Annotated in this window: 18 protein-coding genes; 8 read left to right on the top strand and 10 right to left on the bottom strand. The window is 41.9% G+C overall.

Annotated elements, in window-relative coordinates:
- Positions 1-377: 377 nt before the first annotated feature.
- The 5 genes from V7K73_RS05625 (at position 378) to V7K73_RS05605 (ending at position 5,358) form a co-directional block, all read left to right on the top strand.
- Complete coding sequence (locus V7K73_RS05625; RefSeq protein ID WP_334877901.1) at positions 378-1,376, top strand: SDR family oxidoreductase; 999 nt, start codon at positions 378-380, stop codon at positions 1,374-1,376.
- Positions 1,377-1,674: 298 nt separating this feature from the next.
- Positions 1,675-2,592, top strand: a complete 918-nt coding sequence (locus V7K73_RS05620) for an NAD(+) kinase (protein WP_334877899.1) — start codon at positions 1,675-1,677, stop codon at positions 2,590-2,592.
- A gap of 366 nt (positions 2,593-2,958) precedes the next feature.
- Positions 2,959-3,645, top strand: coding sequence for a response regulator transcription factor NblR (gene nblR / locus V7K73_RS05615; RefSeq protein ID WP_334877897.1), 687 nt, complete (start codon positions 2,959-2,961; stop codon positions 3,643-3,645).
- Positions 3,646-4,117: 472 nt separating this feature from the next.
- Complete coding sequence (locus V7K73_RS05610; RefSeq protein ID WP_334877895.1) at positions 4,118-4,624, top strand: DUF192 domain-containing protein; 507 nt, start codon at positions 4,118-4,120, stop codon at positions 4,622-4,624.
- A gap of 506 nt (positions 4,625-5,130) precedes the next feature.
- Positions 5,131-5,358: a DUF2949 domain-containing protein gene (locus tag V7K73_RS05605; protein WP_334877907.1), complete on the top strand. Its 228-nt coding sequence runs from the start codon at positions 5,131-5,133 to the stop codon at positions 5,356-5,358.
- A gap of 373 nt (positions 5,359-5,731) precedes the next feature.
- On the opposite strand, the gene V7K73_RS05600 is transcribed toward V7K73_RS05605, so the two are convergent.
- From V7K73_RS05600 to V7K73_RS05580, 5 genes are all read right to left on the bottom strand, one after another.
- Entirely contained in the window at positions 5,732-6,883 is a 1,152-nt protein-coding gene (locus V7K73_RS05600) for a pyridoxal-phosphate-dependent aminotransferase family protein (RefSeq protein ID WP_334877893.1), read from the bottom strand.
- A 1,777-nt stretch (positions 6,884-8,660) separates the two neighbouring features.
- A complete protein-coding gene (locus V7K73_RS05595) occupies positions 8,661-9,002 on the bottom strand; it encodes a DUF5615 family PIN-like protein (RefSeq protein WP_334877891.1) in 342 nt (113 codons plus the stop codon).
- A 3-nt stretch (positions 9,003-9,005) separates the two neighbouring features.
- The gene (locus tag V7K73_RS05590; protein ID WP_334877889.1) at positions 9,006-9,332 is read right to left on the bottom strand and encodes a DUF433 domain-containing protein; all 327 of its coding nucleotides are present in this window, start codon (positions 9,330-9,332) and stop codon (positions 9,006-9,008) included.
- A gap of 178 nt (positions 9,333-9,510) precedes the next feature.
- Positions 9,511-12,156: a leucine--tRNA ligase gene (gene leuS / locus V7K73_RS05585; protein WP_334877886.1), complete on the bottom strand. Its 2,646-nt coding sequence runs from the start codon at positions 12,154-12,156 to the stop codon at positions 9,511-9,513.
- A gap of 790 nt (positions 12,157-12,946) precedes the next feature.
- Positions 12,947-13,624, bottom strand: a complete 678-nt coding sequence (locus tag V7K73_RS05580) for an alpha-ketoglutarate-dependent dioxygenase AlkB family protein (RefSeq protein ID WP_334877884.1) — start codon at positions 13,622-13,624, stop codon at positions 12,947-12,949.
- Positions 13,625-14,048: 424 nt separating this feature from the next.
- On the opposite strand from V7K73_RS05580, the gene V7K73_RS05575 reads away from it, so the two are divergent.
- The gene (locus tag V7K73_RS05575) at positions 14,049-14,504 is read left to right on the top strand and encodes a gamma-glutamylcyclotransferase family protein (RefSeq protein WP_334877882.1); all 456 of its coding nucleotides are present in this window, start codon (positions 14,049-14,051) and stop codon (positions 14,502-14,504) included.
- 10 nt (positions 14,505-14,514) lie between these two features.
- Here V7K73_RS05575 and V7K73_RS05570 read toward each other — a convergent pair whose 3' ends face one another.
- The 3 genes from V7K73_RS05570 to V7K73_RS05560 all read right to left on the bottom strand — a co-directional run bounded on the left by V7K73_RS05570 (position 14,515) and on the right by V7K73_RS05560 (position 16,463).
- On the bottom strand, positions 14,515-15,132 hold the full coding sequence (locus V7K73_RS05570; protein WP_334877880.1) for an anti-sigma factor family protein: 618 nt from the start codon (positions 15,130-15,132) through the stop codon (positions 14,515-14,517).
- A 157-nt stretch (positions 15,133-15,289) separates the two neighbouring features.
- Positions 15,290-15,946 carry a sigma-70 family RNA polymerase sigma factor gene (locus tag V7K73_RS05565; protein ID WP_334877878.1) on the bottom strand — a complete coding sequence of 219 codons (657 nt, stop codon included), beginning with the start codon at positions 15,944-15,946 and terminating at the stop codon, positions 15,290-15,292.
- A 367-nt stretch (positions 15,947-16,313) separates the two neighbouring features.
- Complete coding sequence (locus tag V7K73_RS05560; protein WP_334877877.1) at positions 16,314-16,463, bottom strand: hypothetical protein; 150 nt, start codon at positions 16,461-16,463, stop codon at positions 16,314-16,316.
- Here V7K73_RS05560 and V7K73_RS05555 point away from each other — a divergent pair.
- On the top strand, positions 16,462-16,623 hold the full coding sequence (locus V7K73_RS05555; RefSeq protein WP_334877875.1) for a hypothetical protein: 162 nt from the start codon (positions 16,462-16,464) through the stop codon (positions 16,621-16,623). The two genes, V7K73_RS05560 and V7K73_RS05555, sit on opposite strands and share 2 nt — an antisense overlap.
- 97 nt (positions 16,624-16,720) lie before the next feature.
- A complete protein-coding gene (locus V7K73_RS05550) occupies positions 16,721-17,695 on the top strand; it encodes a L,D-transpeptidase (protein ID WP_442936737.1) in 975 nt (324 codons plus the stop codon).
- 4 nt (positions 17,696-17,699) lie between these two features.
- Here V7K73_RS05550 and V7K73_RS05545 read toward each other — a convergent pair whose 3' ends face one another.
- Positions 17,700-18,284, bottom strand: a complete 585-nt coding sequence (locus V7K73_RS05545; protein ID WP_334877873.1) for a late competence development ComFB family protein — start codon at positions 18,282-18,284, stop codon at positions 17,700-17,702.
- A gap of 120 nt (positions 18,285-18,404) precedes the next feature.
- Entirely contained in the window at positions 18,405-19,319 is a 915-nt protein-coding gene (locus tag V7K73_RS05540) for a M23 family metallopeptidase (protein WP_334877871.1), read from the bottom strand.
- Positions 19,320-19,565 lie beyond the last annotated feature (246 nt).

The raw sequence follows: 19,565 nt of genomic DNA, 5'->3' as shown, positions 1-19,565 counted from the left end.
GTTTGGAGTTTGGAGTTTGGAGTTTGGAGTTTGGAGTTTGGAGTTTGGAGTTTGGAGTTTGGAGTTTGGAGTTTGGAGTTTGGAGTTAGAAGTTAGGAGTTAGGAGTTAGGAGTTTGGAGTTTGGAGTTTGGAGTTGTTATCGCCACTCTCCACTACTTCGGCTCCTTTCGACTTCCCTTCAAGACAAGTCGCTCAGTACAAGTCCCCACTCCCTTTTTGAGCGAAATGAAAAAAGCTTGTCCGTTTAGCGGACAGCTATTTTTTCATGAGTCTGTCCATAACAAACGATTTTCTGAGAAAAGATGTAAAGTTTTGTTTGCATAGGTTATTCTGATAACATTCTTTTCATAAAACAATAAAATTTATTACAACCCTCATGACATTATTAATCGTCGGTGCCACTGGCACCTTAGGAAGACAAGTGGCTCGTCGTGCAATCGATGAGGGATATAAAGTACGCTGTCTAGTCCGAAGCAGTAAAAAAGCAGCTTTTCTCAAAGAATGGGGTGCAGAACTCGTACCGGGAAATTTGCGTTACCCCGATACCCTAGCGGAAGCTTTAGTTGGTGTAACCCAAGTTATTGATGCGTCAACATCTCGTCCTACAGATTCACTGAGTATCAAACAAGTAGACTGGGACGGCAAAGTAGCATTGATTCAAGCAGCAAAAGCAGTCGGTGTAGAGCGTTTTATCTTCTTTTCGATATTAGATGCTGATAAATACCCAGAAGTGCCGTTAATGGAAATTAAACGGTGTACAGAACTCTTCTTGGCTGAGTCAGGCTTGAATTATACCATCTTGCGGCTAGCTGGGTTTATGCAAGGATTAATCGGTCAGTACGGAATTCCCATTCTGGAATCACAGCCAGTTTGGGTGACTGGTAATTCTTCTCCCATCGCCTATATGGATACTCAGGACATTGCTAAGTTCGCAATCCGTGCATTGAGTATACCCGAAACGCAAAACCAAGCTTTTCCTGTAGTCGGTACTCGTGCTTGGAGTGCAGAAGAAATCATCAACCTGTGCGAACGTTTATCTGGAAAAGACGCCAGAGTAACGCGGATGCCAATAACCTTGCTGCGTGCTGTGCGGGGTTTAATGCGCTTCTTTCAGTGGGGATGGAACGTAGCAGACAGGCTAGCATTTACAGAAGTATTGGCTAGTGGTAAACAGTTAAATGCTTCAATGGATGAAGTATACACAGTTTTTGGCTTAGATCCGCAACAAACCACAACCCTAGAAAGCTATCTACAAGAGTACTTCAGCCGAATAATGAAGAAGCTTAAAGAGTTAGACTACGAGAAAAATAAAACCAAAAAGCAGAAACCTAAAAAAACTCCTTTTAAAGAGTCTTCAAAAGCCAATAGTCAATAGTCATTACATATAGGACTTACGCAAAAAACCTCTCAAACTCTTATTCCTCCGTGTCGCGCCAGTTGCTACCCTGCGGGAACGCTAAAAGCGAGCAAGTCTCTTAACCGCAAGGGCGCACTGGCAACTCTTTGCCTAATAAGGTTCGATTTTCCGTTACCTGTGCGTAAGTCCTCTACAAAACAGACATTAGTCATGAAACTCTAGACTCTGGATATTTGACTCTAGATTAATGACTACATGACCAAAATGTGTAACGATTACATAATACAAAGCACCGCCTAAACTTGGATATTTGAGTGTGCCGAAAGCAGGCATTATCTACAATGACATTAAACCGATAGCCGGTCGTGTCGCTATCGAGTTGAAAGACAAGCTAACCGCTGCCGGTTGGGATGTGTGTGTCACATCGAGTATCGGTGGAATATTGGGCTACTCTAACCCGGATAGTCCTGTATGCCACACCCCCATTGACGGTCTAACGCCCCCTGGTTTTGACTCGGATATGGAGTTTGCAGTGGTGTTAGGGGGAGACGGTACTGTTTTAGCAGCGTCTCGTCAGGTAGCCCCCTGTGGTATTCCACTGCTAACAGTGAATACCGGCCACATGGGATTTTTGACAGAAACCTTCCTGAATCAATTGCCGCAAGCACTAGAACAGGTGATGGCGGGTGAGTATGAAATTGAAGAACGAGCCATGCTCACCGTCAAAGTGTTTCGGGGAGAAGCAGTACTGTGGGAAGCCCTCTGCTTGAATGAAATGGTGCTACACCGGGAACCTTTGACCTCTATGTGCCATTTTGAAATTGCCATAGGGCGTCATGCGCCAGTAGATATTGCAGCAGATGGCGTGATTGTTTCTACGCCTACTGGTTCTACAGCTTACTCGTTGAGTGCTGGTGGCCCAGTTGTGACTCCTGGCGTACCTGCTTTACAGCTAGTACCCATTTGTCCCCATTCCCTAGCTTCTAGAGCATTAGTATTTCCAGATACTGAATCGGTCAACATTTACCCAGTCAACATTCCTCGGCTGGTAATGGTGGTGGATGGTAATGGAGGGTGCTATGTACTACCAGAAGATAGAGTATATATGGAGCGATCGCAATATAGTGTCCGATTTATCCGCCTGCAACCGCCTGAGTTTTTCCGAATTCTACGAGAAAAATTAGGTTGGGGTTTACCACATATCGCTAAACCAACTTCGGTGGAATTGCCTTAGTTGGGAGTTAGGAGTTAGGAGTTGGGAGTTGGGAGTTGGGAGTTGGGAGTTGGGAGTTGGGAGTTGGGAGTTGGGAGTTGGGAGTTGGGAGTTATTTTTACCCTTTTCTCCCGATTTTCCTCTTCTTAACTACCTAGTTCGGTGATTTCCTTCCAGAATTACTGGTGTAGGAATGGTATTTGGATTTAGTTATTAAGATTGCATCGCAGAATTAGATGGGTGACACCTGAACGTGCTAAAAGATTCTTAGCAGCGTGTCAAATCAGGATTGCTCCATCACTAAAAACTCGTAATTGCACTTTATAACTGATGTAAAGATTTTCTCTAGAATACTTTACAATCCCAAATCCAATATCCCTAATTGTTATGACAGTTGCTCCAAGTCCCTGTGTTTTGGTGATTGAAACCGATGAGAGCCTAGCAAATCAGCTTTCTTGCGATTTGCAAGAAGCTGGCTATGAATCAATTTTGGCTCATGATGCGACTAGTGGTTTACAACACTGCCGCGATCGCCAGCCTGCTTTAATTGTTTTAGACCGGATGCTAGCAGGAGAATCAGGACTCTCATTGTGCAAAAATCTCAGAAGCACTGGTATGCGATCGCCTGTATTGATTTTAATGGCAAGGGATACAGTTGATGATCGTGTAGCCTGTCTAGAAGCAGGAGCGGATGATTACATCCTCAAGCCTTATCGCTCAGAAGACTTTTTGAAGTTGATTCGGCTCTACTTAAAACCTGATGTAGATACTACCGAGCAGTTACGCTTTGGGGAGCTAATTTTAGATATAGCAACTCGCCGTGCCATACATAGCGGACGGACAATTGACTTAACAATGAAGGAATTTGAACTATTAAAGTTCTTAATGGAACATCCCCGTGAGGTGTTAACCCGCGAACAAATTTTAGAAAATGTTTGGGGTTATGACTTTTTGGGTGAGTCCAATGTAATTGAAGTGTACATCCGCTACTTGCGCCTAAAAATTGAAGATGAAGGACAAAAGCGCCTTATTCAAACAGTGCGAGGCGTAGGATATGTTTTGAGAGAATCTTAGTACACTGTGGCGGAAGTTTACAAGAAAAGGCAGTTCTTGCTGGAGGAAAGAAGTATTAATGAAAACTTTAGTTGTCATTTTATAGCCGCACTAGTATATTTCGACTATGCTCAATAACAAAAAAGATTGTGTTGAGCGGAAAGTGCCACGAGGCACAAAGCGTGAGAGCATCCCGTCAGGTGCAAAAACCTTGTGTTTGCCCTCATCCCCTAACCCCGAATCCCATATGACGGGATTCAGGGAACTAGAATTATGTCTCCCCTCTCCCATTTTTGGGAGAGGGGCTGGGGGTGAGGGAACAGATTTAAGCACTCCTTGAGATGCTCCCCAAAGCGTCCTTGCTTCAATCCCACCTCGTATAACGTATGGATTCTCCCTGCCCCCTACCCCCTCAAGGGACGAATAAAAGCCGTGGGTTTTCTAGCTTAAATTCTGTAAAATTGAAATCTAAATTACAAAATCAAAAATAATTATGACTCATCGACTAAGTTTGCTCTCAATGTTGCTGAGTATTTTCCTGATGGGCTGTTCTGTACCAACAACAGCTAAACCTCCCAGCCCCACATCTGCTTCTCAAACTTCAGCAGCAGAGAATTTAGGTCAAAAACTACCAATTTCTGCTAAAGCCATTGTTCCTAATGGCACAACTATTCAGTTAGAAGTGGCGCAGACACCACAACAGCAAGCAATGGGGTTGATGTATCGACCAGCTTTGCCAGATAACCGGGGGATGTTGTTTGGGTTTGCTTCAGCACAACCAGTTAGTTTCTGGATGAAGAATGTACCTGTCGCCTTGGATATGGTATTTTTACAAAACGGAGTCGTTAAATATATTCAGGCTGCTGCACCTCCTTGTGCAAGTGAGCCTTGTCCTACCTATGGGCCTAATACACCTATCGATAAAGTGATTGAACTTCGGTCTGGAAGGGCTGCCGAATTGAAGTTGAAAGTGGGCGATATTGTCAAAATTGAGTCTTGAGACTTCGGTGCTTTGCGGTGATAAAGATTTGGATGGTTGCTCTGTTCAGAGTCTATACTATCGGAGTCTATGTTTTTTTTGTAAAAAATGGTACGTCATATGGTAAAAATTCATCTGTAAGGCTACTATTTAAAAACTGTAGTAATAATCTAAAATTCTACTGTCTCCAACCTGAAATCGCAGTCTTAAGGTTTGGCAAAAATATTCCCTTGGGCGCAAGTGTAAATAGTCGCCAATAAGAGAGTATAGGCTATGGAATCTTTGTTACTACATGTGTAATTAAATAACGCAGAAAAGTAAACAAAATGGAGCTAATTTAACTAAGTAAAAATACTGCTCGATTCTCAAGCAGATAATTTGTAGGAAAATTTCTATATTTCAGAGTTCCGATGATTCGCCTTTATTAAACGCAAATTAAAAAAACTCTGTTGGGGTGTATGGCCGATAACGGCAAAGTGACAGATAAAATACTGGCTACTGGCTACCGAGCAATGGTGAACTCATATATGACAATACATTCTGCACAAGGAGGTGAGATACAAATGTCACCATCAAAATATTCTCGACTGATTAATTTTTTGCAAGAAGATTTGGCAATTTCCACAGCATCGCTAGCGGTGGCGCTTCGGCATCGAGAGCAAGACCCAGGGCCTTTGGCAATGATTCTTTGGCAGTATGGGTTAGTTACTCTAGAGCAATTAGACCAAATTTATGATTGGCTGGAGACGGCATAGGTCATAATAATTTTGGATTTTGGATTTTGGATTTTGGATTTTAAATTAAAAATCTCTACTAAAAGGCTGTTATCAAAATCTGAAATAATACTATTTATACCAATTTGGTATCATGCTAAATTGCCAAAGTTAGTCTTATTTGGGGTCAAATAAGGTATCCCACCGTCTCCAGAGCAAATAATACTATTTAGAGCAACTTGGTATAATTTATGATAATTAGCGCATGTCACATCCACTCTACCTTGTGCAAAGGTTGATATATAGGTTTATTAACTTTGGCGGTTTCTACTCATTTATATACAAATTAAAAGAGCGAGTTGATAATTTAACTCGCTCTTTTGATTTGCTTTTGCAAATGACCAATGACCAATGACTATTGTGTAAACACTCTAACTGCTGCGGCTATACCAGACCCAGGAGTAAAGTCTTCGTAGCCAAGTTCTGTTAGGGTAACTTCTAAGGATGCTATACAGCTAAGAATATCGCGATCGCTCACAAATCCCAAGTGACCAATGCGGAAAATCTTATTACTCAAATGGTCTTGACCACCTGCTAGGGCAATATCAAAGCGTTTTTTCATCAATGACCGAATCTTATCCGATTCAATTCCTTGTGGTGCTACAGCCGTAATCGCCGGACTAGCGGAACTATCCGCTGCAAACAGAGGTAAATTTAACCCTTGAATGGCGGCGCGGGTAGCATTTTTCAGCCGTTCATGTCGAGCAAATATCGACTCCAAGCCTTCTTCTTTCATCATTCGCAACGTCGTATGCAGCGCTACAATCAAGTTCACAGGCGGAGTAAATGGAGTTGTATTTTTGGCTGTGGCTTTGCGATATTTGCCTAAGTCCAAATAATATTTCGGAAGCTTCGCACTTTTGTAAGCTTCCCAAGCTTTGGGGCTGACAGAGACAAAACCCAATCCCGGCGGAATCATATAACCTTTTTGGGAACCGGAGGCGACTATATCCAAGCCCCAAGCATCTACGGGTAGATTGAACGCACCCAAACTAGTCACGGCATCAACGATAATTAAAGCTTCACCGTGTTCTTTAACATGACGGTTGATGGTTTCTAAATCATTCAACACACCCGTCGAGGTTTCGCTGTGGGTGATGATTACGGCTTTAATTTGCTTTTGGGTATCTGCTTGAAGTTTTTCGGCGAATACTGCGGGGTCTAAGGCTTTACCCCATTCCACCTTAACTTCTTCTACATTCAAACCGTAGGCTTGACCTATTTCTACCCAGCGTTCGCCAAATTTACCATTAGAACCAACTAAAATGCGATCGCCTGGAGAGAGAAAATTAATTATTGCAGCTTCGACAGCACCCGTACCACTGACATTCAGCATTAGCACATCACTTTGAGTTTGGTGCAGCCACTTCAGGTTTTCCGTTACCTCTGCCAATATGTTGCTAAATTCACTCGTGCGGTGTCCAATCGGATGCTTGGCTAATGCCAGTAAGGCAGCTTCTGGCACTGGGGTTGGCCCTGGAATCATTAGCATCAGCTTATCGTTCATGTTTCTATCCTAAAGTCAAATAAAAGTCAAAATTGTGGGAAGTTCGTTCAGTCTGGTAGCAGATTCTAGATATTCATTTACAAATTACACTCAGTTTGTCACCAGTCTTGTTGTATATTTTCCGAATCCCTAGAAAAACTACAGTAGGAGTTAGCGATCGTTAAGCTTGACCTTTGCGATTTATACCACAATACAGTTCAGTTAAGCATTTCTTCCTTCTCTTTCTTCTTTTCCTTTGGGTTCTTTGCGTCCAACTCTGCAAGACGCTGCACGAACGCAGTTCGTTAAAAAGTTAACTATGACAAAGAGTTAAACCTTAGCTAAATCGTATTTATTTATACCAGACTCTAACTCAGATGATACCTTTGTTCCAGGCAATTTTACCACACACCTAAACGCCACGTTAAGGCGTGCGATCGTAAAAGAGTCGCTATTTTAGCTAAGGGTGAAGCGTCTATCTATAGTCTCACAACTTTAGGCACAGGGTATAATCAATTCTTAAATCTTACCCATATAATCCCTCTGTTGTTTTTATAAAAACACGCAAATTCGTTTTGAATATCACGGGAAGTGTCGATGAAAAACCTGTGTTTTGCTTCAACGAAGGAAGTAACCGCCTACACTATGCGGAACGGTTGGATGTCGCCGTTTGCTAAAAGATAAAAGATACCCAACCCAAATTTTTCAATCTGCTTGAGTCGAGCATTTTTCTTGGATTGCCATCCTCTAAAGAATACCTACATTTATGGAGCATCTAATGATTTATTTCAGTCCAAATCGCTTCGATGCCAATATCTAAGGCTTATCTGGCTTACTCAATTAAGATTTTCTACTGATAGTTGAAGGTTAATTTGCTGCCAAATATGAGATATATATGCTGTTAATTGCTGCACATTTTTAAACTATACTTAGAAGTAGGCAATACCTTGTGCGGGCTACGCCTACGCCGCTCAACTATAAGTTTTTATACTATACTTACAAAATTGCTACAATCGTGCTTAGTCTTGTTAGTTACTATTCATGGTGAGTCGTTTTTAACTAGTGTTCAGTTTAGAAACTGTCACTCACCAGATCCCCGGTATTATTGCAAAAGAGATATTCTTAGTTAGTGCAAGGAGTGATACCATTTCACCACATGTTTGTCACAAGTTATCCCCGCAATGTTCCCTGATAAAGGGGCGTTGCAGATTTCAAATGTTGCATCAAACGAGTGAGTTGGTATAAGCTTTTACGGGAAAGCGCTTGAGTGAGCAAAACTCTCAAGCGCTTTTTCGTGTATAAATAAAACAGTGCAACTCTCTGGAAGATACAACAGATGTTTTTAAATACACATTTACCAGAGAAGGCAACTACTGGTATAAAAATTTTTCCAACATATACTTGATGACTTTAGCATTTCTGCTTTCCATCAAAACCTTTTTAACCAATTCTGTGGGTTTAAATCCCAATACAGCACATTTCATCTCAATGAAGTACACAAGGGCAGGCAGGATGCCCACCCCACAAAATTTATCATATTAAGATGTGTACTTCATTTACTTGCAAAGTGCTGTAAGCTTGGGTTAAGGCTAAAAAATAAAACTGGTGTAGGTTGGGTTTCGTTCCTCAACCCAACATCATCAAAGCTTTCTTGGGTAACGGTTAAGCTCAACCCAACCGACTATTCTTCTTAACCCAAGCGTATTAGTTTAAATCCCCCGCTTCTAACAAGCGGCAAGTATGTTAGCCAGGGTCTAAATCTCCATTACAAAACTTAATTACGAATTACGAATATATTTTAAGTTACTGGACGCACCACACGAATTAGTTTTCCTTGCAACGGTTCTTCTGCTGTCACAGCCTCATCTATCCGTGCTGCAAACTGTTCCCAATTACGATTGTTCGTGCAAACAATAATACCGAAGTGGTTAGAATCACGCCGATGCAAACGGATAAAATCATCTCTGTTGATAGTTAATATCGAGCGTTTTTGACTTGTAGCAAATGCCAGCACTTCCTCATCAGGTATACCTTTATCTGCATTTCCTGCTTCTTGAACTGTCAAAACATCATACCCCAAAGCGCGTAATAATTCCACAACTGGAAACGGAAACTGCTCGTCTGCGTAAAACCGTGCCATCGACTAGGCTGCCTCATTACGCTCAATTGCCAATTCGATTTCATCGGGATGAGCTTCTGCATATACCCAAGCATTAGCTAAATCTGTAGCTGTAATGGTTGGATAGCTCGTCAAAAGGTCAGCATCACTATATCCAAGACGGCGAGCTTCCACAAGTACCCAAACGGGAATACGAGTTTTAGCGATGCAAGCCTCTCCACCACAGACTCTAGGAGTTTTTTCAATTCTTTGCCAATTGTTGCCGAGACTTTGAGCAAGTAACTGTATAGCCTGCAATTTTTCACCAGGACTGAGGGCAAGAAGTTGTTGTTCTAACTCTTTGAGTGTCATGGATGTAAATCCTCTGATGTTTTGTCAGGCTACATTTACAATTTTATCGATTGCTAAGTACAAAATTTCATTAATAATTCGTAGCAAATTCTCTGCGTGCCTACCCTGCGAGAAGGCAAAGCGCATTTGCGTTTAAATTTCAACCCTCAATTCGCCACGATTTTATGCAAAGCTGTACTTAACTAACTACAAAATTCACCAACTTTCCAGGCACGACAATTACTTTTTTAATCTCCTTACCCTCGATGTAACGTTGAGCAATTTCTGATTCACGGGCATATTTCTCTAACGCTGCTTTATCTGCTTGTGCTGGTACTTGAATTGAGCCGCGAGTCTTGCCCATAATTTGAATCACTAAAGTAATTTCATCAGCTACCAAAGCAACTGGGTCAAATGACGGCCAAGTTTGAGTATGAACTGAATTACTTTCACCTAATAAATGCCACAATTCATCAGCAATATGTGGTGCAAAGGGTGCTAGCAATACCACCAAAGTCCGAATCCCTTCTGCATAAATTGGTGAATTTTTTCCGTCAGCATCAGTTAGGGCGTTACTCAACTTCATCAATTCCGAAATAGCTGTATTGAATTGATATTCGTCTTCAACGTCTTCTGTCACCGCTTGAATAGCTGTGTGAATCGCCCGTCGCAATTCCTTTTCTGCCTTAGTTAAATCAGCGAGTTGGGCTTGCTTACGGGATACCCCAGCTGCAACATAATCTGTCACTAAACGCCAAACCCGATTTAAAAAGCGGAATTGTCCTTCCACATCGGCTTCATCCCATTCCAGGTCTTTTTCTGGCGGCGCTTTGAATAAGATGAACATCCGCGCTGTATCTACACCATATTTGGCAATTACATCTTCTGGTGCTACACCGTTACCCTTTGATTTAGACATGGTGGCGTAGAGACGTTGCAGTGGTTCGCCTGTCTGGGGGTCGCGGGGGTCGGCTGAATTTACCAGATTAGAAGGAATCCATTTATCTTTGCCGCCCTTGTTGGGATTTAGGTAAGTTAAACCTTGTACCATACCTTGAGTTAACAGGCGTTGGAAGGGTTCGTCAAAGTTTAACAAACCTCTGTCTCGTAGTACCTTAGTAAAGAAGCGCGAATACAACAAATGTAAAATCGCGTGTTCAATTCCACCCACATACTGATTGACTGGCATCCAGTCATTGATTTTACTGGAATCAAAAACCTGTTGTTCATTCTTAGCGTCAGGGAAGCGCAAAAAATACCACGAGGAATCAATAAAAGTATCCATCGTGTCAGTTTCCCGCTTGGCTGGAGTGCCGCAAGTTGGACAAGGCACATTTACCCAGCTTTCCAACTGAGCCAAAGGTGAACCGCCACGTCCAGTAAATTCTACTTCTTCCGGCAACTGGACTGGTAAATCTTTATCAGGAACTGGCACTATCCCACAGTTGGGACAGTGAATTACAGGTATTGGTGCGCCCCAGTAACGCTGCCGCGAAATTAACCAATCCCGCAAGCGATATTGCACTCGCTCTTTACCAAAACCTTGTTGTTCGGCGTATTTAATTATCGCTTGTTTAGCATCTGTGGAAGTCATGCCAGTAAAAGCCCCAGAATTAATTAAAATTCCTGGTTCAGTATATGCCTGGTTATATTCAATTTGGATGAGTTGTGTTACTTCATTAATCTCTGATGTTGGAGTTAAGTCAAAACCTGCAACATCATCTGGGGAAGCAATAACAAAATCAACTGGCAAATCGTAATTTTTAGCAAACTTAAAATCCCGGACATCGTGGGCTGGTACACCCATCACTGCCCCAGTACCATACTCATACAGTACATAGTCAGCAATCCAAATCGGCACTTCTTCCCCTGTAAATGGGTTAATTGCTACCCCACCTGTGGAAATACCCCGCTTAGGTTTGTCTTCAGAGGTACGTTCCAACTCACTTTGATTGGAAACCTCTTTAATAAAAACTTCTACGGCTGCTTGTTGTTCTTTTGTGGTGACACGCTTTGTTAAGGGATGTTCTGGTGCCAAGACTAGGTAGCTGACACCATAAACCGTATCTGGGCGCGTGGTATACACAGCGATTTTTTCATCTATCCCAATAATAGGAAATTCTAAGTAAGCACCTGTAGATTTGCCAATCCAGTTTGCCTGCATTGACTTGACGCGTTCTGGCCAACCTGTCAATTTATGCAAGTCATTGAGCAATTCTTCGGCGTAGTCGGTAATCTTGAAAAACCATTGTCGCAATAATTTACGCTCAACTATTGCGCCACTGCGCCAAGAACGTCCTTCGTTATCGACTTGCTCGTTTGCCAATACAGTTTGGTCAATGGGGTCCCAGTTTACTGCTGCTTCTTTTTGGTAAGCTAACCCCGCTTGCAAAAATTGCAAGAAAATCCATTGCGTCCACTTATAATAATCGGGTGAACAGGTAGCAAGTTCACATTCCCAATCAATGGATAAACCAAGACGCTGCAATTGTTGCCGCATCTGGGCCATATTTTGATAAGTCCACTTTGCTGGGGGTACACCACGGTCAATGGCGGCATTTTCTGCTGGCAAGCCAAAGGCATCCCAACCCATTGGATGTATTACTCGATACCCTTGCATTCGTTTCAGGCGGGCAATCACATCGGTAATCGTATAATTACGGACGTGACCCATGTGTAGGCTACCCGATGGATAAGGAAACATGGAAAGAGCGTAAAATTTTGGCTTGTTGGTAGCTATCGGTGTTTTATCTAAGCCAAGTTCTACCCATGTTTTTTGCCATTTTTCCTCAATCGCTGCTGGGTTATATCGAGAATCAACATCACGTATTTCCAATGGTTTCATGCCTGTTACACTTTACTTCTACTAATTTTCTAGTATTTGACCCTTACTAGTACATTTGAGCCACTATCTTGAGGGAATTATTTGTCTAGTAATTTTCTCAGGGACTGACAAATAAAAAAATACTCAACTACTTTTTGTGGGGTGGGCAACATGAGCGCCCATATACAAGGGCGGGTAAGATGCCCACCCCACAAGATTGGGTAATTTATTTGTTGGAAGTCCCTAATTTAATTTACAAATCAATTTACTATTTATTTCTACCCCCTATTTCTATCTATCTTATATCTCTAAAGTTCAACAAGTTGAGGTATATGGGACATAAAAAAGTCCCTAAGCTTAGATGCTGGGGACTAGATGTGTTATAGTTCTAAACTGATTTACTGAATTAGCAGTCCGATCGCCATTTCAAGGTGTATCTTAGCCTTGTGCAAGTTAAGCAAATTCTCTTGGTTGTATCTGTCAGAATAGCTCATACCTTTACCCTCCATCGTCAACTTGATCTAGCGCTGCTTGCTCATCAGTGGGTGAATTCATCTCATCTACCACCCCTTCAAGGAATTGAATAACGCTAAAGCCTGGTGAGTTCAACCGTCTTCCCTGCCAAATTTTTAGCGAGTGCTATCTGTGGGAATGCCATCAAGGTGACAATCCAATTAGTCTTGTACCCTCCATTCCCAATAGGCTTTAGTCCGTAACGCCTACATAAGTCTCTCAACTCACCACTGGAGGCGCAGCCTCAGAGAAAAGTACCATAATACTGGTTAGTTATTGTCTGTGTTTCTAAATCCCATCAACAGGAATGGTTAATTACCCTGAAAGTTAAATTGATTCTTGGTTGAACGTGCTTCGATGTTTTGGGGATTTGATGCTGCCAAAAATGCTGTGTTACACCCGCCATCAGAAGGAAGCTGCCATGTATTAACTCAATTTCTGCTTTCACATCCCGACTATGTTTATATCTAAACATAAACCTTCTTGCTCCGCCCAAGCTAATAGAAGCAATTACAGGATTTTTACCTAGCTCTGATTCAGCATCTGTGTGCCAGGAGATTCCATCGTTCCCATCTCGGTAAAGATTTAGTAATACGCTGTTAAAGTTAACTTTTGCAATCTCATCAACTTTCTCTTTTACTTTTAGCAGCGTAGGTATCCAAGGTTCTGGTTCAAGATGAATCCCTGAGAATTTATATGACATATTGTTATCTCCATACCAAGCAGTATTTCTTGGTAAGTTTACCTCTTTACCATAAATATTCATCTTATCTTGTCGCCATTTTATTTCGTTATGCAAGGTTTGAAAAAGCTCATCACTTTCTTGCTGATTGAAAAAATTGCGATAGAAAGTAACCTCTGCATCTGGCATAGATAAAACTTCTTTATCTATGCTCTCAATTGACTCATCTACAACGGAGTCAAACCCGGAAAATAAGTCTCCCTGAATTGCATTACTAGCTGGTCTATTTTTCATAAAATCCTCAAATTTTTATAGTAAACTGCCTTTCATACCTTTTAATTTGCCTTATTTGAAATTCTCCATCGACATCTCGCAGAAATGGAAGTTTTTCTATTTTCGATTTGTAAATATCCTCAAAAAATCTAACTTTTATCTGTGCTTCCTGTGGGCTAGAAATGATCATGAGAAGGCTTAAGAGTGGATCTAACTACTCTCTTAAGTTGCCCAAATAACTGATGCTAGCTAGCTACTTATTATACCTAAATTTTCTATGTATGATGTGAGGAGGGGATTATTGATGAAACTTACGATATTCCTCTCTACATTATTTTTGTGTCTCTGTAATGAGACTAACTCACTTTTTCGCTATGCTCACATCACGCGTTTACAATACTCAGTCCTGCGGTAGAAAAAGAAATTTAGATGGTAAAAATAGGCGATGGCTGAATCGAATATAAAATTTTCTGATTTAGTGCGGGTTTTTGTTTACGGGACGCTTAAACCAGGTGAAGCTAACTATAAAAAATATTGTGCTGGCAAAGTAGTTAATTTTGAAAGAGCCTTTGTACAAGGTAAATTGTTTGCTTTGCCAATGGGCTACCCAGCCATGACGCTAGGGGATAGCCAAGTTCACGGATATTTACTTTCTTTTTCCAACCCAAAAATTTTAAATGAGCTAGATGTACTGGAAGATTACCAGCCTAATAGACAACCACCAGAAAACCTCTATAATCGACAACTTATCGAGGTTTATCAGCCACAGTCGCTCTCTTATAGTTGGGCTTGGGTTTATTTAATGGCTCTAGAGCAAGTTGACCAATCAGGAGGCTTCCTCCAACCTGAGGGCTGGTGGAGTGGCTGTGGTTTAACCGCAAAGTACAGTTATGATCTGTGAACTGTTGCGATTAGTTTATGTCCTGTTTGGAGTCGTGACGTTGCGGCTGTACCGGATAAATTGGATTTTCTGGAGAAGCTACTGCTGCTTTAGGAATTTCAATTACCGGGTTATTTAGCCCCACCATCAAAGGAGAAGGTGGAATTATAGACGACGCTGATGATGTTTCTATCGGTTCTATTTGTGGTCGTTGTGCCAGTTGCGGCGCTCTCAAAGCAATAGGTACTAAACTAGATACTGCACCCATTACACAAGCGGCAACGGCTGCACCTCCCGCCATCCAGTTTAAACGTGAACGGCGGCGCAAACGTGTTAATACTTGCCCAACTGTTGCTTCTGGTGACTGTTGGGCTGTTGGTACTGGGAGAGTCCGCAAGCCTTGACGCAGCTTCAAAAGTCGAGCATACAAGCATTGAACTGAGGCATCATTTGCTAGCCATTCTTCTACTTGCTTGCGTTCAGTGGCTGTGACTTCACCATCGAGATAAGCACTCAATAACTCGAAGCGATCGCGCTTCACCATATCCATAAGACCCGTTGATTCATTGGTATGATTGGCCATTCCATCTGACAAATTTTCAGGAAGTTGCAAAGGAGAACGGTCGGAAAACTGAGAATCAGTAGTCATCTTAACATTATTACCAATTCATACACGGGTAAACTGGGTGGGAAGTTCGGAGAAATTAGCCAATTTTCCTCCTCAGGGCAGAAGCGATCTACGTCTTTGGTGTAATTATTAATCAATCCTTAAATTCTGCCATTGGGCAGAGACAAGATATTGTAAATTAGGAGTCTAGATAATTCTGCAAGTGAGCTTGCAGCCTCGATCTAGCTCTGGCTATTCTTGATTTGACAGTTCCTAAAGAAACTCCAGTGATTTCGGCAATTTCTTCATAAGCCATGCCTTCGATTTCTCTCAGGACAATGGTAGTACGAAAAACTTCTGGTAAATCCGCGATCGCTTCTCGCAGTTGTTCGTAAAATTCTCTGGTTGTCAGTTCTTCTTCAGGTCCTGGGGTATCACCAGCGATTTCCCAATCCATCTCACCGTCCTCTAAGGAACGGGGTGCATCCAGCGACAAAGGACTCATAACCCGCTTGCGTTTCCGTAACTCGTCATAAAACAAGTTGGTGGCAATGCGGCTTAACCAGCCCCGAAATTTGGCAGGCTCTTGTAATCGGTTAATATTCCGATAGACTCGAATCCAAACTTCTTGAGCCAAATCGGCTCTGTCAGCCCAATCTGGAGCCAGGTGATATAAAACTCTATCAACTTGACTTTGATAGCGGCGTAATAGTTCTGCAAACGCAACACGATCTGGTCGCAGTCCCGCTTGAGTTCGCAAAATTAAATCGTGGTTAGGGAGTTTGTCAACTTGCACTGATGCTTCTGGATACTTTGCATCAACCGTTGACCAGGATACAGAGATCGACTGACTCATAGATCGTACTGGCTCTAAATCATCCCTATCTATTAGACCTGCTAATGGGACAGAAGTTCCATGCTAAGGTGACGGATTTATGACTGGAACACTGAGGCAGATAATTTTGGATACATTTATAGCAATAAAGAGAGCCGCTTTTTTCTTATACTGCTGGCATAGCTGCCCAAGACCCATTAACTAATAAAAGCGCTGTAATATGCATATTTTGGTAATTTTTGCAACTGGGTATATACGCTTGATAAAAATAATTAAATCTGGTTATAAGGATGAAGATAAAAATTTTGTAATTCTAACTTGTTAATACCTTTAAAGTTCAGGTATTAATTTCTGGAAGTTGGCTTGCTGTGGTGACTATAATGGTGATTTATTTTTTTGATTTTGTTACTAGAATAGCTGCTGATTGTTCTGGTTGTAACCCGTAGGTAGCGCCATTGTGTTGATTTGGTACGCGAACTTGAAAAAGGAAATTGATGGAAAATGTAATTGTGACTGCTAAGAATAGTTTTTCAGGCATGGTTTTTCTCCCACCGACACGGCTAATAATTGATTACTACATTTCAAAAGTTGCACCAGAAAGTCTAAGTAGTGGCTTACAACCCCCAGAACTTTGGAGTTTTGCTGCTGGGACAATTTGCATAGTTTTAGTTTGCCCAGAGGTGTTGGCATATTTATAACGGAAATGATAAGTATTGATAAATTTTTGATGAGCGGATGATGAACTCATCCAATTAGTCGGTTGGATATGTCAGGGATAAACAATAGGCGATAGCAATGGTAAGAAATGAATCTGTAGGGCGGATGGTAATGTTGCTCTGTTTTGGCACAGCATTTTTATCTTTAGCTGTCCATTGGCGCATTACTACGGCACAACGGCAGTCTGATAAGTCTGTATCTACTGCGATGCGGCGAGATTCTACCCTAACCAATCCTAAGGGAAGCCGCCCAGAAGCAGTCTCTAAGAATCTTTCCCAAGTCAGTTTAGGGGAAATTGCACTGGGTGGATCTGTGCCAGCTGATGAAGCCACCCAAGGCTCAACTGCCCAGAGGGTGTTGAAATTAAAGTCCTCTGCTATTAAGCCTCAAGCTAAGTCGAAAATAATTAATAATAATGTAGCGAAAGCAAGTAAGTCGAAAATAATTAATAATAATGTAATAAAAGGGACTAATGTAGGCGCAATTCTCCCTCAAACTCAGCCTCAAATTCTTAACAAAAATGTAGCTAAACAAGCCGACTTACCAACTAAGACACGGCTGGTGGCGCAAACAGAAAGACAAAATCCAGTTACAGATAGTTGGCGAAAAGGTCTATGGTCTGAGGCTTCAGCCCAGCAAGTCTCATCTAATAGGCAAGCAGATGTCAAGACACAAGTAGTGGTTGATTTAAGCGATCGCCGTACTTATGTATACGCAGGAGATGAGGTGATAGCTAGCTACCCAATTGCTGTAGGTAAGAAAGGTTGGGAAACGCCTACAGGTTCTTTCCAGGTGATTAACATGCGACACTATCCTGTTTGGCGTCACCCAATTACAGGCAAAGTATTTAAGGCTGGTACGGATAGTCCCTTGGGAGACAGATGGATTGGTTTTTGGTCAGATGGACGGAATGAAATTGGCTTTCATGGCACACCGGAAATCGACCTGGTAGGAACAGCTGTATCCCACGGTTGCTTAAGAATGCGTAATTCTGATGTTCGATTGTTATATGAGCAAGTGAGTTTAGGGACAACAGTGTTAGTACGTGATTAATTAATTAAGAGTCGTTGTGATTTGGCTTGTGATTTGGCTTGTGATTTGGCTTGTCATTTTGCTCAAAGTTAGGTGCATAAGTTTGGAGTAAAGCACTAACTTGGCGTACAACCTCATTTCCAGTGTTTTTACCCAAAGCTTGCCGTTCAGGGAAGAAATGGGGTCGATGGAGGTAACGGTTAATCGCCTCACTTATTTGCTGAGAAATTAACTCTTGCAGTTGTGCCTGAGCCGTTTGGCGCTGGAAGTTAGCACCTTCTTCTGTAGTAGCATATAGAGGTGGTAGCCTGTTGAGAGCGTAAGCAGCAATATCCCCGACATCTAGAGAACTTTCGCTGGTAGCTTCGATTTCTGCGACTCGTGCGATCGCTTCTGTCAGTACCAATTCTTCCATAACGTTAATAAATTGTTTGCGAGGTACCGCCACTACGTCACCAGTCAATAGCGAACCCATCAGCCGATCCAGTGCCATATACTCTTCAATTGAGAGTTCCGAGGCGTTGTCACAGATTCTACCGACTTCTGCTTCCATTGCTGGTGTCAAATAACCATCCTGGAGAGCTTGTTCGACAATTTTTTCAATACTCATAATGCTTATCATTATTTATGTTAGCAAAGCTTGGTAGGGACGGTATCAATCCAATTTATTTTGGGTAATTACCAACAAAAAAACACAAATTATGCACAGACGCGATCGACTCCGCCTCTACTACTTAACGACCTTAGTTTGCCAAGGTGTTGGATCAACAGATTGTCCGTTGACATACAGACCCCAGTGCAAATGTGGCCCCGTGGCAGCACCGGTTGAACCTACTGCGCCAATTAGTTGACCAGCTTTCACAAAATCACCTTCTTTAACGTTAATACGACTCAGGTGCATGAAAATACTGGTTACTCCTTGACCGTGGTCAATGCCAACTACGTTACCGTGTATCCGAAACCCTTGTGATACTCTACCGACCAAAGCAACTCGCCCAGAGGCTGGGGCAATTACCGATGATCCGGCAGCACCAGCGTAGTCAAGACCACGATGATAGTAGTCTTTTGCAAATGTACCATTATAGTAGCGACGTACACCATAGTTTGTACTCATCCGCCCTGCATTTGGTTTTAGAAATACTCCATTCCAATACTTTTCGGGTGTTTGTAGTGCTTTAAAAGCTGCCACGCGCTTAAGTTCATATTCTGTGGCATCTACTCCGGCTTTTCCTGGCGGCAAAGTAATACGTTGTACGGGGAACTTGCGATTAAGCACATTTACTGCCAAGTTTTGTACTTGACCATCTCCTGTAACTCGAAGCGTTCTAGTTCCAGCTTTTTCTAGTGGAGTTGTGGGAACAAAAGCCCGATACTGATTGGGGGCAATTTCAAAGGCTGGGTATGTATTATTACCACTAGCTACTGTTGGATTTGTACCAGTGGCGGAATTATCTCGATTAATTTCTACCGAGATTGTATCCCCTAATTTAGGATTAGTTGGAGTAATTTTTACTTGTAATGCGTCTACAGGCAATACCAAGGTTAAAGGGAGAATAACAAATATTCCCTTTAACACATTTATTGCTTTAACATTAAAACCGAGCAACTTCTTGTTTGAACTATTAGCGCTATTCTCAATAATCATAGAGCTACAAAAATCCCTTGCTTATGTTGCACAATAGACTAGCTTGTTTTTACTAGTGTTTCCTGTTTGAACTAGATGTTATTGAAAACCATAAATTAAATATTGGGAAATCCGTCACGGACTTATGGATCGGACAAAGGCAGGGGGGAAGAGACAAGGCAGAATGATTTGTAACTGTAATTTAGTGAATTGGTGTTAACTTTAATAATCTAGGTGTATCACATTGGCAATAATCTTCAAATTTAA

Origin of the sequence: Nostoc sp., assembly GCF_036916975.1 — a bacterium.
In the GTDB taxonomy this organism is placed as follows: domain Bacteria; phylum Cyanobacteriota; class Cyanobacteriia; order Cyanobacteriales; family Nostocaceae; genus Nostoc.
This window is presented reverse-complemented; position numbering and strand designations above follow the sequence as displayed.

Coding starts and splice junctions, on each gene's coding strand:
- V7K73_RS05560 (WP_334877877.1), bottom strand. CDS start 16,463: ATGCCTGAAAAACTATTCTTAGCAGTCACAATTACATTTTCCATCAAT.
- leuS (WP_334877886.1), bottom strand. CDS start 12,156: ATGAAACCATTGGAAATACGTGATGTTGATTCTCGATATAACCCAGCA.
- V7K73_RS05605 (WP_334877907.1), top strand. CDS start 5,131: ATGACAATACATTCTGCACAAGGAGGTGAGATACAAATGTCACCATCA.
- nblR (WP_334877897.1), top strand. CDS start 2,959: ATGACAGTTGCTCCAAGTCCCTGTGTTTTGGTGATTGAAACCGATGAG.
- V7K73_RS05565 (WP_334877878.1), bottom strand. CDS start 15,946: ATGAGTCAGTCGATCTCTGTATCCTGGTCAACGGTTGATGCAAAGTAT.
- V7K73_RS05555 (WP_334877875.1), top strand. CDS start 16,462: ATGGTTTTTCTCCCACCGACACGGCTAATAATTGATTACTACATTTCA.
- V7K73_RS05575 (WP_334877882.1), top strand. CDS start 14,049: ATGGCTGAATCGAATATAAAATTTTCTGATTTAGTGCGGGTTTTTGTT.
- V7K73_RS05540 (WP_334877871.1), bottom strand. CDS start 19,319: ATGATTATTGAGAATAGCGCTAATAGTTCAAACAAGAAGTTGCTCGGT.
- V7K73_RS05595 (WP_334877891.1), bottom strand. CDS start 9,002: ATGGCACGGTTTTACGCAGACGAGCAGTTTCCGTTTCCAGTTGTGGAA.
- V7K73_RS05570 (WP_334877880.1), bottom strand. CDS start 15,132: ATGACTACTGATTCTCAGTTTTCCGACCGTTCTCCTTTGCAACTTCCT.
- V7K73_RS05600 (WP_334877893.1), bottom strand. CDS start 6,883: ATGAACGATAAGCTGATGCTAATGATTCCAGGGCCAACCCCAGTGCCA.
- V7K73_RS05550 (WP_442936737.1), top strand. CDS start 16,721: ATGGTAAGAAATGAATCTGTAGGGCGGATGGTAATGTTGCTCTGTTTT.
- V7K73_RS05590 (WP_334877889.1), bottom strand. CDS start 9,332: ATGACACTCAAAGAGTTAGAACAACAACTTCTTGCCCTCAGTCCTGGT.
- V7K73_RS05545 (WP_334877873.1), bottom strand. CDS start 18,284: ATGAGTATTGAAAAAATTGTCGAACAAGCTCTCCAGGATGGTTATTTG.
- V7K73_RS05625 (WP_334877901.1), top strand. CDS start 378: ATGACATTATTAATCGTCGGTGCCACTGGCACCTTAGGAAGACAAGTG.
- V7K73_RS05580 (WP_334877884.1), bottom strand. CDS start 13,624: ATGAAAAATAGACCAGCTAGTAATGCAATTCAGGGAGACTTATTTTCC.
- V7K73_RS05610 (WP_334877895.1), top strand. CDS start 4,118: ATGACTCATCGACTAAGTTTGCTCTCAATGTTGCTGAGTATTTTCCTG.